24 protein-coding genes are annotated in these 14022 nt (G+C 68.1%); 23 read left to right on the top strand and 1 reads right to left on the bottom strand.

Annotated features, from left to right (window positions below; genetic code table 11):
- Window positions 1-9 precede the first annotated feature (9 nt).
- Genes rpsC through rpsQ form a run of 4 tightly spaced genes read left to right on the top strand, consistent with a single transcriptional unit; the run spans window position 10 to window position 1878 of the window.
- Window positions 10-864, top strand: a complete 855-nt coding sequence (gene rpsC, locus AC5020_RS13600; RefSeq protein ID WP_377019985.1) for a 30S ribosomal protein S3 — start codon at window positions 10-12, stop codon at window positions 862-864.
- Between the two features lie 5 nt (window positions 865-869).
- A complete protein-coding gene (rplP, locus tag AC5020_RS13595) occupies window positions 870-1289 on the top strand; it encodes a 50S ribosomal protein L16 (protein WP_377019983.1) in 420 nt (139 codons plus the stop codon).
- Window positions 1289-1522, top strand: a complete 234-nt coding sequence (rpmC, locus tag AC5020_RS13590; RefSeq protein ID WP_377019982.1) for a 50S ribosomal protein L29 — start codon at window positions 1289-1291, stop codon at window positions 1520-1522. Before rplP ends, rpmC begins: the two co-directional genes overlap by 1 nt.
- A 20-nt stretch (window positions 1523-1542) precedes the next feature.
- Window positions 1543-1878 carry a 30S ribosomal protein S17 gene (rpsQ, locus tag AC5020_RS13585; RefSeq protein ID WP_377019981.1) on the top strand — a complete coding sequence of 112 codons (336 nt, stop codon included), beginning with the start codon at window positions 1543-1545 and terminating at the stop codon, window positions 1876-1878.
- A gap of 305 nt (window positions 1879-2183) precedes the next feature.
- Here rpsQ and AC5020_RS13580 read toward each other — a convergent pair whose 3' ends face one another.
- Entirely contained in the window at window positions 2184-2708 is a 525-nt protein-coding gene (locus AC5020_RS13580; protein ID WP_464988666.1) for a hypothetical protein, read from the bottom strand.
- Window positions 2709-3113: 405 nt separating this feature from the next.
- Here AC5020_RS13580 and rplN point away from each other — a divergent pair, with 405 nt between their 5' ends.
- The 19 genes from rplN to rplQ all read left to right on the top strand — a co-directional run bounded on the left by rplN (window position 3114) and on the right by rplQ (window position 13971).
- A complete protein-coding gene (gene rplN, locus AC5020_RS13575) occupies window positions 3114-3482 on the top strand; it encodes a 50S ribosomal protein L14 (protein ID WP_193116799.1) in 369 nt (122 codons plus the stop codon).
- 1 nt (window position 3483) lies between these two features.
- A complete protein-coding gene (rplX, locus tag AC5020_RS13570) occupies window positions 3484-3870 on the top strand; it encodes a 50S ribosomal protein L24 (RefSeq protein WP_377019979.1) in 387 nt (128 codons plus the stop codon).
- Entirely contained in the window at window positions 3870-4439 is a 570-nt protein-coding gene (gene rplE / locus AC5020_RS13565; protein ID WP_377019978.1) for a 50S ribosomal protein L5, read from the top strand. Before rplX ends, rplE begins: the two co-directional genes overlap by 1 nt.
- 1 nt (window position 4440) lies before the next feature.
- Window positions 4441-4626 carry a type Z 30S ribosomal protein S14 gene (locus AC5020_RS13560; protein ID WP_377019977.1) on the top strand — a complete coding sequence of 62 codons (186 nt, stop codon included), beginning with the start codon at window positions 4441-4443 and terminating at the stop codon, window positions 4624-4626.
- 71 nt (window positions 4627-4697) lie between these two features.
- The gene (gene rpsH, locus AC5020_RS13555) at window positions 4698-5096 is read left to right on the top strand and encodes a 30S ribosomal protein S8 (RefSeq protein WP_464988665.1); all 399 of its coding nucleotides are present in this window, start codon (window positions 4698-4700) and stop codon (window positions 5094-5096) included.
- Window positions 5097-5115: 19 nt separating this feature from the next.
- The gene (rplF, locus tag AC5020_RS13550; RefSeq protein WP_377793089.1) at window positions 5116-5658 is read left to right on the top strand and encodes a 50S ribosomal protein L6; all 543 of its coding nucleotides are present in this window, start codon (window positions 5116-5118) and stop codon (window positions 5656-5658) included.
- 2 nt (window positions 5659-5660) lie between these two features.
- Window positions 5661-6047, top strand: coding sequence for a 50S ribosomal protein L18 (rplR, locus tag AC5020_RS13545; protein WP_377019973.1), 387 nt, complete (start codon window positions 5661-5663; stop codon window positions 6045-6047).
- A gap of 37 nt (window positions 6048-6084) precedes the next feature.
- The gene (gene rpsE / locus AC5020_RS13540) at window positions 6085-6780 is read left to right on the top strand and encodes a 30S ribosomal protein S5 (RefSeq protein WP_377019971.1); all 696 of its coding nucleotides are present in this window, start codon (window positions 6085-6087) and stop codon (window positions 6778-6780) included.
- Complete coding sequence (gene rpmD / locus AC5020_RS13535; RefSeq protein ID WP_377020017.1) at window positions 6777-6959, top strand: 50S ribosomal protein L30; 183 nt, start codon at window positions 6777-6779, stop codon at window positions 6957-6959. The genes rpsE and rpmD overlap by 4 nt, the downstream gene beginning before the upstream one ends.
- A 4-nt stretch (window positions 6960-6963) precedes the next feature.
- Entirely contained in the window at window positions 6964-7455 is a 492-nt protein-coding gene (gene rplO, locus AC5020_RS13530; protein ID WP_377019970.1) for a 50S ribosomal protein L15, read from the top strand.
- 154 nt (window positions 7456-7609) lie between these two features.
- A complete protein-coding gene (gene secY / locus AC5020_RS13525; protein WP_377793090.1) occupies window positions 7610-8914 on the top strand; it encodes a preprotein translocase subunit SecY in 1305 nt (434 codons plus the stop codon).
- A complete protein-coding gene (locus AC5020_RS13520; protein WP_377804358.1) occupies window positions 8911-9540 on the top strand; it encodes an adenylate kinase in 630 nt (209 codons plus the stop codon). The genes secY and AC5020_RS13520 overlap by 4 nt, the downstream gene beginning before the upstream one ends.
- Complete coding sequence (gene map, locus AC5020_RS13515) at window positions 9537-10373, top strand: type I methionyl aminopeptidase (protein WP_464988664.1); 837 nt, start codon at window positions 9537-9539, stop codon at window positions 10371-10373. The genes AC5020_RS13520 and map overlap by 4 nt, the downstream gene beginning before the upstream one ends.
- 304 nt (window positions 10374-10677) lie before the next feature.
- The gene (gene infA / locus AC5020_RS13510) at window positions 10678-10899 is read left to right on the top strand and encodes a translation initiation factor IF-1 (RefSeq protein ID WP_010532507.1); all 222 of its coding nucleotides are present in this window, start codon (window positions 10678-10680) and stop codon (window positions 10897-10899) included.
- 21 nt (window positions 10900-10920) lie between these two features.
- Window positions 10921-11034, top strand: coding sequence for a 50S ribosomal protein L36 (gene rpmJ, locus AC5020_RS13505; protein ID WP_010532506.1), 114 nt, complete (start codon window positions 10921-10923; stop codon window positions 11032-11034).
- 310 nt (window positions 11035-11344) lie between these two features.
- Window positions 11345-11719 carry a 30S ribosomal protein S13 gene (rpsM, locus tag AC5020_RS13500; protein WP_377019964.1) on the top strand — a complete coding sequence of 125 codons (375 nt, stop codon included), beginning with the start codon at window positions 11345-11347 and terminating at the stop codon, window positions 11717-11719.
- 101 nt (window positions 11720-11820) lie between these two features.
- On the top strand, window positions 11821-12225 hold the full coding sequence (rpsK, locus tag AC5020_RS13495) for a 30S ribosomal protein S11 (protein ID WP_377019963.1): 405 nt from the start codon (window positions 11821-11823) through the stop codon (window positions 12223-12225).
- Window positions 12226-12382: 157 nt separating this feature from the next.
- On the top strand, window positions 12383-13378 hold the full coding sequence (locus AC5020_RS13490) for a DNA-directed RNA polymerase subunit alpha (RefSeq protein ID WP_377019962.1): 996 nt from the start codon (window positions 12383-12385) through the stop codon (window positions 13376-13378).
- 26 nt (window positions 13379-13404) lie between these two features.
- On the top strand, window positions 13405-13971 hold the full coding sequence (gene rplQ / locus AC5020_RS13485) for a 50S ribosomal protein L17 (protein WP_464988663.1): 567 nt from the start codon (window positions 13405-13407) through the stop codon (window positions 13969-13971).
- The last annotated feature ends 51 nt before the right edge of the window (window positions 13972-14022 follow it).

Below are 14022 nucleotides of genomic sequence, written 5' to 3'. Positions count from 1 at the left end.
GAGTCCCGAATGGGCCAGAAGGTCAATCCGAACGGGTTCCGCCTCGGGATCACCACGGAGCACAGCAGCCGGTGGTTCGCCGACTCCTCCAAGGAGGGTCAGCGTTATCGCGACTACGTGAAGGAAGACGTCGCGATCCGCAAGCTCATGTCCAAGGGGCTCGAGCGCGCCGGCATCTCCAAGGTCGAGATCGAGCGCACCCGTGATCGTGTCCGCGTCGACCTCCACACCGCCCGCCCGGGCATCGTCATCGGGCGCCGGGGTGCCGAGGCCGAGCGTCTGCGCGGCGAGCTGGAGAAGCTCACCGGCAAGCAGATCCAGCTGAACATCCTCGAGGTCAAGAACCCCGAGAACGACGCTCAGCTGGTCGCCCAGGGCATCGCCGAGCAGCTCGCCGCCCGCGTCTCCTTCCGTCGTGCGATGCGCAAGGGCATGCAGTCCGCGCAGCGCGCCGGCGCGAAGGGCATCCGAGTGGCCGTCTCCGGCCGCCTCGGCGGCGCCGAGATGAGCCGCAACGAGTTCTACCGCGAGGGGCGCGTGCCGCTGCACACCCTCCGCGCGAACATCGACTACGGCTTCTACGAGGCCCGCACCGCCTTCGGCCGCATCGGCGTGAAGGTGTGGATCTACAAGGGCGACGTCACCGCCAAGGAGCTCGCGGCCCAGGCCGCCACGCAGGGTCCCCGCTCCGGCGGCCGCGGCCCCCGTGCCGAGCGCCCGCGCGGCCGTCGCAACGAGCGCAACGCCAACGCCCGTCGTGAGGGTGGCAGCACCGAGGGAGCAGCCCAGGCTGCCGCTCCGGCCGCCGCCCCCACGGAGCAGCCGGCGTCCGCTCCCGCACAGCAGTCCGGAACGGAGGCCTGAGCGACATGCTGATCCCCCGCAGGACCAAGCACCGCAAGCAGCACCACCCGACCCGCAGCGGCATGGCCAAGGGCGGCACCGAGCTGGCGTTCGGCGACTACGGCATCCAGGCGCTCGCGCCGGCCTACGTCACCAACCGTCAGATCGAGGCGGCACGAATCGCCATGACGCGCTACATGAAGCGTGGCGGCAAGGTGTACATCAACATCTACCCCGACCGGCCGCTGACCAAGAAGCCTGCCGAGGTCCGCATGGGCTCCGGCAAGGGTTCGGTCGAGTGGTGGGTCGCCAACATCAAGCCCGGCCGTGTCCTCTTCGAGGTCGCGGGCGTGTCCGAGGAAGTGTCCCGCGAGGCGCTGCGCCTGGCGATGCACAAGCTCCCCATGAAGTGCCGCATTCTGAGCCGAGAGGGTGGTGACATCTGATGGCAGCGACCAAGCTCACCGCCGATGAACTGGACAAGCTGGACGACGCCAAGCTGGCCGACGAGCTGGCGAAGGCGAAGGACGAGCTGTTCAAGCTCCGTTTCCAGTCCGCCACCGGTCAGCTCGAGAGCTCCGGCCGCCTGCGGTCCGTCAAGAAGGACATCGCACGGATCTACACGATCCTGCGCGAGCGCGAGCTGGGCATCCGACAGGCGCCCGGCGCCGCCGAGTGACCGCGAAGCGAGGAACAGACATGACTGAGAACAGCAAGGCCGAGGCCCCGGCCGTCGACGAGGTCGAGGTGCTCGACAAGGAAGGCGCGCACGCGTCGTCCCACGAGCGCCCGTACCGCAAGACCGTCCGCGGCTTCGTGGTCTCCGACAAGATGGACAAGACCGTCGTCGTCGAGGTCGAGGAGCGCGTCAAGCACGCTCGCTACGGCAAGGTCACGACCAAGACGAGCAAGTTCAAGGCCCACGACGAGGAGAACACCGCCGGTATCGGCGACCGTGTCCTCATCATGGAGACTCGACCGCTCTCCGCCTCCAAGCGGTGGCGCCTGGTCGAGATCCTCGAGCGAGCCAAGTGATCCAACGGTCCTGGTGACCGCAGCAGGATCGACGTGAAGGGTCGGCCTTCCCCTTGGGGGAGGCCGGCCCTTTCGCTATGCCCGGGGCCGCTGCGTCAGGGCCCGCCCGTCGGGCGCTCCGGCATGTCGCGCCTCCATTCCACTGATTCGTCTCGTCACTGCAACGGATCAGTGGAACGAGCCCGCGTGTCGCCGGACGGTCGCCGCCCGAGTGCCCGTATACGGCAGTGGTGGTGGCCGAGGGACGGGCCAGGCGCGCGTGAGACGGTCAGGCGCGCGCGGGTCGGGTCAGGAGCGCGAGACGCTCAGGCGCGCGTGAGACGGGTCAGGAGCGCGCCCGCGTAGGCGTCCTCAGCATGAGGTGCCCGGACCTCGCGCAGGCCACCGGCGTCAGCATCGGCACCGAGTGCAGTGCCAGTGCCAGCGCAAGTGCCAGTGCCGGCGCCAGGGTCAGCGTCGGTATCGGTGCCAGGTGCAGCACCGCTGCCAGCGCCGGCGTCGCCCGCCGGCGCGAACCTGACCACGTAGGCGCCCGACTGCTCCCGGTGCAGCGACATGAAGGAGTCGCCGAGCGCATCGCGGAGCTGGTCCTCGCGGGGGATCCAGATGGCCTCATGCTGCTCGACCGTGTCCAGCGCCCACTCGGTGGTGCCGTTGAAGCGGAAGACATGCTGGCCCGACCGGCTGATGCCCCGCTCGACCACCATCGGGGAGAGCATGAACGCCTCGTCGCGCAGCAGCTCGGTGTCGATCGAGAACAGGTCGCCGTCCGCCGGTTCCCAGGGCAGCCCCGCGTCCTTGAGTCGTCGTGCCACATCGATGTCGATCATGGATCGAGTGTAGGGGCGGCGGGAGAGCAAGCCCACACCCTTCGCAGGGCTCGCATGGGGTGACAGCGACTGCTGCGGGGACGTAGTCTTGAACGGTTGCCGGACGACCATGCCCACCAGCCCTCGCGGTGAGTGCGGGATCGGGAGTCCGCGGCAGGATCCGGAAGCACCAGATCCGTCCTCGCCGGAGACCTCGCACGAGAAGCGAACGCTGAGGCGTTCTCCACGCTAGTGCCTGAGTCCGGCCGAGGGTTTTTTGGTGCCCGGAGCCCGCCGCCGGTGATGCTCATGGCCACGTTCGTGACCAGGGCGGACGTCCGGGCATGGTCCATATTCCGTTCCGCCAGGCTCGGCCGGCCCGCTCCCGCGGACCGGAAGAGAACCGGTGAGACGATAGGAGAACGAGTGATTCAGCAGGAGTCGCGACTGAAGGTCGCCGACAACACAGGTGCCAAGGAGATTCTCTGCATCCGTGTTCTCGGTGGCTCCGGTCGCCGTTACGCCAGCATCGGCGACACCATCGTGGCGACCGTCAAGGACGCCATCCCCGGTGGCAACGTCAAGAAGGGCGATGTCATCAAGGCTGTCGTCGTCCGTACGTCCAAGGAGCGTCGGCGCGCCGACGGGTCCTACATCCGCTTCGACGAGAACGCGGCGGTGATCCTCAAGGCCGATGGCGAGCCGCGCGGAACGCGCATCTTCGGCCCCGTCGGGCGCGAACTGCGCGACAAGCGCTTCATGAAGATCATCTCGCTGGCACCGGAGGTGCTGTGACATGGCAAAGATGAAGATCAAGAAGGGCGACCTCGTCCAGGTCATCACCGGCCGCACGAGCGACGCCGACAAGGTCGCCGCACGTGGCCTCGAGGCCGGCGACAAGGGCAAGCAGGGCCGCGTCCTGCAGGTGTTCCCCGATACCGAGCGCGTGCTCGTCGAGGGCATCAACCGCCGCACCCACCACATCAAGCCCAACCAGGCCGGTGGCGCGGGCGGCATCGAGCAGCGCGAGGCCCCCATCCACATCTCCAACGTGGCTCTGGTCGACCCGGAGGACAACAAGCCGACCAAGGTCGGCTACCGCGTCGAGACCCTCGAGCTCGAGAACGGCCGCTCCAAGCAGGTGCGCGTCCGCTTCGCCAAGCGCTCCGGGAAGGACATCTGATGAGCGAGACTGCTATCCAGGCGCCCACCCCGCGCCTGAAGGCCCGGTACAACGAGACCATCAAGGCGGAGCTGACCGACCAGTTCGGTTACGAGAACGTCATGCTGGTGCCCGGTCTGACCAAGATCGTCGTGAACATGGGCGTCGGCGACGCCGCTCGCGACTCCAAGGTCATCGACGGCGCCGTGCGCGACCTCGCCGCCATCACCGGACAGAAGCCGCAGGTCACCAAGGCCCGCAAGTCGATCGCGCAGTTCAAGCTGCGTGAGGGAATGCCGATCGGTGCGCACGTCACCCTCCGTGGCGCTCGCATGTGGGAATTCCTGGACCGGCTGCTGTCGACCGCTCTGCCGCGCATCCGCGACTTCCGTGGTCTGTCGCCGAAGCACTTCGACGGCAACGGCAACTACACGTTCGGCCTCACGGAGCAGGTCATGTTCCACGAGATCGACCAGGACAAGATCGACCGCGTCCGCGGTATGGACATCACGGTCGTGACCACCGCGAAGACCGACGACGAGGGACGCGCGCTGCTGAAGCTGCTCGGCTTCCCCTTCAAGGAGAACTGATATGGCCAAGACAGCCCTGATCAAGAAGTCGGAGCGCAAGCCGAAGTTCGCCGTGCGCGCTTACTCCCGGTGCCAGCGTTGCGGCCGCCCGCACTCCGTGTACCGCAAGTTCGGCCTCTGCCGAGTCTGCCTTCGCGACATGGCTCACCGTGGTGAGCTCCCCGGCGTCACCAAGAGCAGCTGGTAAGGACTACCGCCAGAGGTCCCGGGGCACAGCGATGATGCCGCGGGAAACCAGGTGAGGAAGAAGCAACAGACATGACCATGACCGACCCGATCGCGGACATGCTCACGCGCATCCGTAACGCCTCAGGGGCGTACCACGAGAGCGCGTCCATGCCGTATTCGAAGTTGAAGAGCCGTATCGCGGACATCCTGAAGGCCGAGGGCTACATCCTCGGCTGGCACGAGGAGGAGGCCGAGGTGGGCAAGAAGCTCGTCCTCGAGCTGAAGTACTCCGACAGCCGTGAGCGCGCCATCTCCGGGGTGCGCCGCGTCTCGAAGCCCGGCCTGCGTGTGTACGCGAAGTCCACCAATCTGCCCAAGGTCCTCGGCGGCCTGGGCGTGGCGATCCTGTCCACGTCCTCCGGCCTCCTGACCGGCCGGCAGGCAGCCAAGAAGGGTGTAGGTGGGGAAGTCCTCGCCTACATCTGGTGAGCGGGAGAGGAGAAACACTATGTCCCGCATCGGAGTCCGCCCGGTTCCCGTTCCGGCGGCCGTGCAGAACGTCACCATCGAAGACCGCACCGTCACGGTGACCGGTCCCAAGGGCGAGCTGAAGCACGTCGTGCCCGAGCCCATCGCCGTCGAGCGCGATGAGTCCGGCGCCATCGTGGTGAGCCGCCCCGACGACGAGCGCGAGAACAGGTCGCTTCACGGCCTGACCCGCACTCTCATCAACAACATGGTCCTCGGCGTCACCGAGGGCTTCACGAAGAAGCTGGAGATCGTGGGCACGGGCTACCGTGTGACCGCGAAGGGCACCGACCTCGAGTTCGCCCTCGGCTTCTCCCACCCCGTCGTGGTGAAGGCGCCCCAGGGCATCACCTTCACCGTCGAGACCCCGAGCAAGTTCTCGGTCAGCGGCATCGACAAGCAGCAGGTGGGAGAGGTCGCCGCGAACATCCGCAAGATCCGTCGGCCCGAGCCCTACAAGGGCAAGGGCGTGCGGTACGCGGACGAGACCGTGGTGCGCAAGGCCGGAAAGGCTGGTAAGTGATCATGGGTTACGCACTCAAGCACACCAAGGGCAAGCCCGGCAGCCGGCTGCGTACGCGCGGCCGTCGCCACCTGCGCGTCCGTCGTCGTGTCATCGGCACGCCCCAGCGTCCGCGTCTGGTCGTGACCCGTTCGGCCCGTCACGTCTTCGTGCAGGTCGTCGACGACGATGCCGGCGTCACGCTGGCGTCGGCCTCGACCATGGAGGCCGATCTGCGCGCCGCCTCCACCACGAAGTCGGACAAGGCCCGCACCGTCGGCGCCCTGGTCGCCGAGCGCACCAAGGCAGCCGGGATCGACTCCGTCGTGTTCGACCGCGGCGGCAACAAGTACCACGGTCGCGTGGCCGCCGTCGCCGACGGCGCTCGCGAGGCCGGCCTGGCGCTGTGATCGCCCCCCGGACACAGGACGAGAAGAGGATCTGAATATGGCTGCACAGCAGCGGAACAATGGTCCCGCGGCCTCCGGCCGGCGGGGCGACAACTCCACCAACACCAGCAGCAGCTCCGATGATCGCGGAGGCCGTCGCAGCGACGACCGCGGCGGTCGGCAGGGCCGCGGGCGCGGTCAGGACGCCGAGAAGTCGGCATTCCTCGAGCGCGTCGTGAGCATCAACCGCGTCTCCAAGGTCGTCAAGGGCGGCCGTCGCTTCTCCTTCACCGCCCTCGTGGTGGTCGGTGACGGCGACGGAACCGTCGGAGTCGGCTACGGAAAGGCCAAGGAGGTCCCCTCGGCGATCTCCAAGGGTGTCGAGGAGGCGAAGAAGAACTTCTTCCGCGTCCCGCGCATCCAGGGCACCGTCGTGCACAAGGTCCAGGGTGAGGATGCGGCAGGCGTCGTCCTGCTGCGTCCCGCCGCCCCGGGTACCGGTGTGATCGCCGGCGGTCCGGTCCGCGCCGTGCTCGAGTGCGCCGGAGTGCACGATGTGCTCTCCAAGTCGCTCGGCTCGACCAACGCGATCAACATCGTGCGGGCCACCGTCGACGCGCTCAAGCAGCTCGAGGAGCCGGAAGCCGTGGCCGCGCGCCGCGGTCTCGCGGTCGAGGACATCGCCCCGGCGGCTCTCCTGCGGGCCCAGGCCGAAGGCCGCGCCGCGGCCCGCGCCGAGAAGGTGGGTGCCTGATGCAGATCAAGGTCACCCAGGTCCGTTCCGACATCGGCGGCAACCAGACCCAGCGTGCCACCTTGCGCGGCCTCGGCCTCAAGCGCATCGGTGACACGGCGGTGAAGGACGACCGCCCCGAGATCCGCGGCATGATCCGCGCCGTCACCCACCTGGTGACGGTCGAAGAGGTGGACTGACTCCATGAACGACACCGAGAACAAGAGCGCCGAGAGCACGGGACCCGCTTCCGGCTCTCCGCTGAAGCTCCACGACCTGCGCCCCGCGCCGGGCTCCAAGACCCGTCGCACCCGCGTCGGCCGTGGTGAGGCTTCCAAGGGCAAGACCGCCGGTCGCGGCACCAAGGGCACCAAGGCCCGCAATCAGGTGCCGTTCGGCTTCGAGGGCGGGCAGATGCCGCTGCACATGCGGCTGCCCAAGCTGCGCGGCTTCACCAACCCCTTCCGCGTCGAGTACCAGGTCGTGAACCTGGCGACCCTGCAGGAGCTGTTCCCCGAGGGCGGCACCGTGACGGTCGAGGACCTCGTCGCCCGGGGCGCCGTGCGCAAGAACCAGCCCGTCAAGGTGCTGGGCACCGGCGACGTCAGCGTCAAGCTGGACGTCACCGCACAGAAGTTCTCCGCCTCGGCGGAGCAGAAGATCGCGGCGGCTGGCGGGTCCGTCACCACCGCGTGAGTCATTTTGACGGGGCACCGCGGCGCAGAATAATCTGTGCCGCGGTGCCCCGTCGTCATATCGGGGCCGGTCCGAAGGCCGTACGACACACACGGCACCGGGACGGACCGGGACGTCCAACGGTCCTGTCCCCGGACCTCCAGGAGGGAAACTGGTGAACTCGTTCGTGCGCGCGCTGCGCACCCCCGAGCTGAGGAATAAGATCCTCTTCACGCTCGGCATGATCGCGATCTACCGTCTCGGTGTCTTCATCCCCACGCCGGGATTCGACTACACCAACGTGATGGTGTGCGCAGATCAGGCCATGACGGGGCAGGGCGCCAACGTGATGGGCATGGTCAACATGTTCTCCGGCGGCGCGCTGTTGCAGCTGTCCATCTTCTCGCTGGGCGTCATGCCCTACATCACGGCATCGATCATCGTGCAGCTGCTGCGCGTGGTCATCCCGCGGTTCGAGGCCCTCCACAAGGAAGGGGCCTCGGGCACCCAGAAACTGACGCAGTACACGCGGTATCTGACCATCGGTCTGGCCGTGCTGCAGGCGACCACCATCATCACGCTGGTCCGTTCCGGGCAGTTCTTCGTCGGCTGCCAGCTCGAACTGGTGCCCGATCAGTCGATCCACACCCTGCTGCTGATGGTCGTGACCATGACGGTGGGCACCGTCCTGATCATGTTCATGGGCGAGATGATCACCGAGCGCGGCATCGGTAACGGCATGTCGCTGATGATCTTCTCGTCGATCGCGGCCTCGTTCCCCTCCGCCATGGCGCAGATCTGGGAGCTGCAGGGCTGGCTCGTGTTCGCCCTGGTGATCCTGGTGGCGCTGCTGGTCATGATCGGCATCGTGTTCGTCGAGCAGTCCCAGCGGCGCATCCCGGTGCAGTACGCCAAGCGCATGGTGGGACGGCGCATGTACGGCGGCACCTCCACCTACATCCCGATCAAGGTCAACCAGGCCGGCGTCATCCCGGTCATCTTCGCGGCCTCGATCCTCGCGCTGCCGCAGATGGCCGCGTCCTTCGGCAGCCCGGAGTCCGGGTGGGTCCAGTGGATCAATGCCCACCTCGTGATGGGCGCGTCGTTCTCCTGGATCTACGCACTGGTCTACGTGGCCCTGATCGTGTTCTTCGCGTTCTTCTACGTCTCGATCACCTTCAACGCGGAGGAGATCGCCGACAACATGAAGAAGTACGGCGGGTTCGTGCCCAATGTGCGCGCCGGCAAGCCCACCGAGAACTACCTGCGGTACGTGATCAATCGGATCCAGACCCCCGGCGCCATCTACCTCGCGGTGATCTCGCTGATCCCGCTGTTCGCACTCGTCTACCTCGGTGCCTCGCAGAACTTCCCGCTCGGCGGGGTCTCGGTGCTGATCATCATCGGCGTCGGCCTCGACACCGTGAAGCAGATCGATGCGAAGCTCCAGCAGCACCACTACGAAGGGATTCTCCGGTGACCAGCCCCGACCTCTCGACCGACCCCACCGCGACGCAGGACGACGGCGGCCAGGCCGCCCGCCGGCTGCTGATCGTGGGCCCGCCCGGGGCGGGCAAGGGCACCCAGGCCGTGCGCATCGCCGAGGAGCTGTCCATCCCGGCGATCTCCACCGGGGACATCTTCCGGGCCAACGTCTCGCAGGAGACCGAGCTCGGCGTGCTGGCGAAGTCCTACATGGATGCCGGTGAGTACGTTCCCGACTCCGTCACCAACGACATGGTCCGCTCCCGTCTGGCCGAGGCGGATGCCCGTGACGGCTTCCTGCTGGACGGCTACCCGCGCACCCTCGACCAGGTCGAGGCGCTGGACTCGATCCTCACCGAGCTCGGCACCGCGCTGGACCTGGTGCTGCTGCTCGAGGTCGAGACCGACGAGGTCGTCGGCCGCCTGCTCGCCCGCGGGGCCGAGCAGGGCCGCAGCGACGACACCGAGGAGACCATCCGGCGCCGCCTCGACGTCTACGCGGAGCAGACGGCACCGCTGATCGACGTCTACGACTCCCGCGGCCTCGTGCGCCGCGTGGACGGCTCGGCGCCGATCGACGAGGTCACCGTCGCGCTGCGGGAGGCGCTCAGGGCACGATGAGCATCCTCCCCGAGCGGGTGGAGCTGAAGACCCCCGAACAGATCCTGGTGATGCGGCGCAGCGGGCTGCTGCTGGACCGTGTCCACGCGATGCTCGAGGAGAACATCCGCCCCGGCATCACCACGGCCGAGCTGGATCGTCTCGCCCACGAGATGATCCGCGACGAGGGGGCCACACCGAACTTCCTCGGCTACCACGGGTTCCCCGCGACGCTGTGCATCAGCGTCAACGAGATCGTCGTCCACGGGATCCCCGGCCCGCGCCGGCTCGCAGAGGGCGACATCGTCTCCATCGACGGTGGTCTGATCATCGACGGCTGGCACTCCGACGCCGCCCGCACCCACATCGTGGGTGCCCCGCGCTCGGTGGGGGACGAGGACCTGGTCCGGATCACCCGGGAGGCGCTGTGGGCCGGTATCGCCGCGCTCGCCTCGGCCGACCGGGTCGGTGACGTCGGCGCAGCCATCGAGGACCACGTCACCGAGGCGGCGGGGGAGTCCCTCGCCCACCTCGAGGGCTTCGGCGGGCACGGCATCGGGACCGCCATGCACCAGGCGCCCGACGTCATGAACTACCGCACCCGCTCCCGTGGGCCGCGGGTGAAGGCGGGCATGTGCCTGGCCATCGAGCCGATGCTGATCCAGGGCTCGGGAGACTGGGTGCTGGAGGACGACGACTGGACGGTGCGGGCCACCGGGGGCGGCCGGGCCGCCCACGCCGAGAACTCCGTGGCCGTGACCGATGAGGGTCTGCTCGTCCTGACGGAGGCCGACGGCGGCGCTGCCGAGCTCGCCCGGCGCGGCATCGTCGCCGCCCCGGATCCCCTCGCGTAGTGATGGGCATCATCACGGGGACTATCGCGGTTCCCGGAAAGGCCGTGTAGGCTGGTCGATCGGGTGTGCTCCGCGCGCGATGTCCATCGTGTGCTGTGGCCCGGCGCTGTCCGCAGCGCCGTCGCGCAGTCCCCGTCGTGCTGACGTCGTCGACCGGCTCCTGCCGTGTGGCCGGTGAGGCCGACGGCGCGCTGGTGGCGCCACCCTCATCGACCACCGTACTCGTCACCCGACGGGCGGTGCGCAAGAGACGATAATGCGGAACTCGACCCCCGGTCCGCCGGTGGCGAGAGATTGGGGAGGCATGGCGAAGAAGGACGGCGTGATCGAAGTCGAGGGCACGGTCACGGAGGCGCTCGCGAACGCGCGCTTCCGCGTGGAGCTCGACAACGGGCACAAGGTGCTCGCGCACATCTCCGGGAAGATGCGCCAGCACTACATCCGTATCCTTCCCGAGGACCGCGTGGTCGTCGAGCTGAGCCCCTATGACCTCGACCGGGGCCGCATCGTCTACCGCTACAAGTGATCGTCCCGGGAGAAGGAAGCTATGAAGGTCAAGCCGAGCGTCAAGCCGATCTGTGACAACTGCAAGGTGATCCGTCGCCACTCGCGCGTCATGGTCATCTGCTCGAACCCGCGTCACAAGCAGCGTCAGGGTTGAGCGCCGTGCTGCGAGGAGGAGGGGCCGACGAGGAACGAGTCGTCCCCGAGACCGAGCGGCACGAGCTCAGCACCGCACAGCAGGGCTGAACGGAGCACGTCGTTCGTCCCGACGACTGTCGTGACATCGCCGCCCCTGAGCGGCCGCCCTGCGTGCAGGGCACCGTCCGGGACACCGGACACACACAAGTAAAGAGTCGACACCACCGGCCCACGGGCCGGCCACCCGCAGTACGGAGGCTGCGGCGTCCCGGGAACAGACCCGAGGACGAGGTGTCGGATCAGGCCTCCGAGACAGTAGGAGAATGCACATGGCACGTCTGGTGGGAGTCGACCTCCCGCGCGAGAAGCGCCTCGAGGTCGCCCTGACGTACATCTTCGGCGTGGGACGCACCCGCGCCCTGGAGACCCTGGCCGCAACCGGCGTCTCCGGTGACAAGCGCGTGCGCGAGCTGACTGACGACGATCTCGTCAAGATCCGCGATCACATCGAGAACAACTACCGGGTCGAGGGTGACCTCCGCCGCGAGGTGGCAGCCGACATCCGCCGCAAGGTGGAGATCGGCAGCTACCAGGGGCTGCGCCACCGCCGCGGCCTTCCCGTGCACGGTCAGCGCACGAAGACCAACGCGCGCACCCGCAAGGGCCCCAAGCGCACCGTCGCCGGCAAGAAGAAGTCCCGCTGATCCACGGCATCGCCGTGGGATCGCGTCCGTCTTCCGCCGCACCCACTTCGCGCCGCTGAGGGATCCGGCGCACCCGAAACCCACCAGAGGAGTTCCGCCGCATGGCAACCAAGACCCGTCAGGCCGCTGCGCGCAAGCCGCGCCGCAAGGACAAGAAGAACGTCGTCAACGGCCAGGCCCACATCAAGAGCACGTTCAACAACACCATCGTCTCCATCACGGACCCGGTCGGCGCCGTCATCTCCTGGGCTTCGTCCGGGCAGGTCGGCTTCAAGGGCTCGCGCAAGTCGACCCCGTACGCCGCGCAGATGGCCGCCGAGGCAGCTGCCCGCCAGGCGCAGGAGCACGGCATGAAGAAGGTCGACGTCTTCGTCAAGGGCCCGGGCTCCGGTCGTGAGACCGCCATCCGCTCGCTGACCGCGGCCGGCCTCGAGGTCGGTTCGATCCAGGACGTCACCCCGCAGCCGCACAACGGCACCCGCCCGGCCAAGCGCCGCCGCGTCTGACCTCGCCGGCCGCTGCGGGGCCGCAGCCCCGTCGGCGCGGCCGGCGCCCGTGCCGGGACGGCCCTCGCCGCCCCGGCACCCTGGACACCACTCATCCTCTAGGCCCATCGCCCCCTTCTGAGCGTCATATGGCGGACGCTCGCTGAAAGGATCCACAGTGCTCATTGCACAGCGCCCCACGCTGACCGAAGAGGTCGTGTCGGAGAACCGTTCCCGGTTCGTCATCGAGCCGCTCGAGCCGGGCTTCGGCTACACCCTCGGCAACTCGATGCGTCGCACCCTGCTGTCCTCCATCCCCGGTGCCGCGGTCACCTCGATCCGCATCGACGGGGTCCTGCACGAGTTCAGCACCGTGCCCGGCGTGAAGGAGGATGTCACCGAGATCATCCTCAACGTCAAGAACCTCGTGGTCTCCTCGGAGAACGACGAGCCGGTCGTGATGTACCTGCGTCGCGAGGAGGCCGGCCGGGTCACCGCTGCCGACATCACCCCGCCCGCCGGCGTGGAGATCCACAACCCCGACCTCCACATCGCGACCCTGAACGAGAAGGGCCGCCTGGAGATCGAGCTGACCGTCGAGCGGGGTCGCGGCTACGTCTCCGCTGCGCAGAACAAGGGCCTCGACGCGGAGATCGGTCGGGTCCCGGTCGACTCCATCTACTCGCCCGTGCTGAAGGTGACCTACAAGGTCGAGGCGACGCGTGTCGAGCAGCGCACCGACTTCGACAAGCTGATCGTCGACGTCGAGACCAAGCCGGCCATCAGCCCGCGCGACGCGATGGCATCGGCCGGCAAGACGCTGGTGGAGCTGTTCGGCCTGGCGCGCGAGCTGAATCAGGAGGCCGAGGGCATCGAGATCGGCCCGTCGCCGACGGACCAGGCGCTGGCCGCCGATCTGGCACTGCCGATCAACGACCTCAACCTCACGGTGCGCTCGTACAACTGCCTCATGCGCGAGGGCGTCCACACCGTCGGTGAGCTGACCGCCCGTTCCGAGGCCGATCTGCTCGACATCCGCAACTTCGGGCAGAAGTCCATCGACGAGGTCAAGGCCAAGCTCGCCGACCTCGGGCTGTCGCTGAAGGATTCCCCGGCCGGTTTCGATCCGTCGGCCATCGAGTCCTACTCCGACGATTTCGGCGACCAGTACTGACCTTCATTTGAACTAGGAGAACGACCATGCCTGCACCCACCAAGGGCGCGCGCCTCGGCGGATCCCCCTCGCATGAGCGGATGATCCTCGCCAACCTCGCCACCGAGCTGTTCCGCCACAAGGCGATCACCACGACGGAGTCGAAGGCCAAGCGCCTGCGTCCGTACGCGGAGCGCCTGGTCACCTTCGCCAAGAAGGGCGACCTCGCCTCGCGTCGCCGCGTGATGCGCACCATCCGCGACCGCGGCGTCGTCTACTCGCTGTTCGAGGAGATCGCCCCGACGTTCGCCGAGCGTCCCGGCGGATACACCCGCATCACGAAGATCGGCCCCCGCAAGGGTGACAACGCGCCGATGGCCGTGATCGAGCTCGTCCAGGAGGAGTACTCCCCGAAGCAGGCCGTGGTGAAGGAGGCCGAGGGCGCCGCCAAGAACGCGTCCCGGACCGAGAGCGCCGACGAGGCCGCTGCCGAGGACACCGCCACCGAGGCGACCGCATCCGACGACACCGCGTCCGAGGAGGCTGCTTCCGAGGAGGCCGCTTCCGAGGACACGGCCGCTGAGAGCGACGACGAGCAGGCCGACAAGGCCTGATCGCGCACGACGCGCCACGCCGAGGGCGGGCCGACGGGAGAGATCCCGTCG

Source organism: Brachybacterium sp. SYSU DS0246 (genome assembly GCF_059391765.1).
This window is presented reverse-complemented; position numbering and strand designations above follow the sequence as displayed.

Excerpts from the sequence above, each read along its gene's own strand:
- rpsE (WP_377019971.1), top strand. The coding sequence starts at position 6,085 with ATGGCTGCACAGCAGCGGAACAATGGTCCCGCGGCCTCCGGCCGGCGG.
- infA (WP_010532507.1), top strand. The coding sequence starts at position 10,678 with ATGGCGAAGAAGGACGGCGTGATCGAAGTCGAGGGCACGGTCACGGAG.
- map (WP_464988664.1), top strand. The coding sequence starts at position 9,537 with ATGAGCATCCTCCCCGAGCGGGTGGAGCTGAAGACCCCCGAACAGATC.
- rplE (WP_377019978.1), top strand. The coding sequence starts at position 3,870 with ATGAGCGAGACTGCTATCCAGGCGCCCACCCCGCGCCTGAAGGCCCGG.
- rplF (WP_377793089.1), top strand. The coding sequence starts at position 5,116 with ATGTCCCGCATCGGAGTCCGCCCGGTTCCCGTTCCGGCGGCCGTGCAG.
- rplP (WP_377019983.1), top strand. The coding sequence starts at position 870 with ATGCTGATCCCCCGCAGGACCAAGCACCGCAAGCAGCACCACCCGACC.
- rpsM (WP_377019964.1), top strand. The coding sequence starts at position 11,345 with ATGGCACGTCTGGTGGGAGTCGACCTCCCGCGCGAGAAGCGCCTCGAG.
- rpmJ (WP_010532506.1), top strand. The coding sequence starts at position 10,921 with ATGAAGGTCAAGCCGAGCGTCAAGCCGATCTGTGACAACTGCAAGGTG.
- rpsQ (WP_377019981.1), top strand. The coding sequence starts at position 1,543 with ATGACTGAGAACAGCAAGGCCGAGGCCCCGGCCGTCGACGAGGTCGAG.
- rplX (WP_377019979.1), top strand. The coding sequence starts at position 3,484 with ATGGCAAAGATGAAGATCAAGAAGGGCGACCTCGTCCAGGTCATCACC.
- rplQ (WP_464988663.1), top strand. The coding sequence starts at position 13,405 with ATGCCTGCACCCACCAAGGGCGCGCGCCTCGGCGGATCCCCCTCGCAT.
- rplR (WP_377019973.1), top strand. The coding sequence starts at position 5,661 with ATGGGTTACGCACTCAAGCACACCAAGGGCAAGCCCGGCAGCCGGCTG.
- rpmC (WP_377019982.1), top strand. The coding sequence starts at position 1,289 with ATGGCAGCGACCAAGCTCACCGCCGATGAACTGGACAAGCTGGACGAC.
- rpsH (WP_464988665.1), top strand. The coding sequence starts at position 4,698 with ATGACCATGACCGACCCGATCGCGGACATGCTCACGCGCATCCGTAAC.
- rpsK (WP_377019963.1), top strand. The coding sequence starts at position 11,821 with ATGGCAACCAAGACCCGTCAGGCCGCTGCGCGCAAGCCGCGCCGCAAG.
- rpsC (WP_377019985.1), top strand. The coding sequence starts at position 10 with ATGGGCCAGAAGGTCAATCCGAACGGGTTCCGCCTCGGGATCACCACG.
- AC5020_RS13560 (WP_377019977.1), top strand. The coding sequence starts at position 4,441 with ATGGCCAAGACAGCCCTGATCAAGAAGTCGGAGCGCAAGCCGAAGTTC.
- AC5020_RS13580 (WP_464988666.1), bottom strand. The coding sequence starts at position 2,708 with ATGATCGACATCGATGTGGCACGACGACTCAAGGACGCGGGGCTGCCC.
- rplO (WP_377019970.1), top strand. The coding sequence starts at position 6,964 with ATGAACGACACCGAGAACAAGAGCGCCGAGAGCACGGGACCCGCTTCC.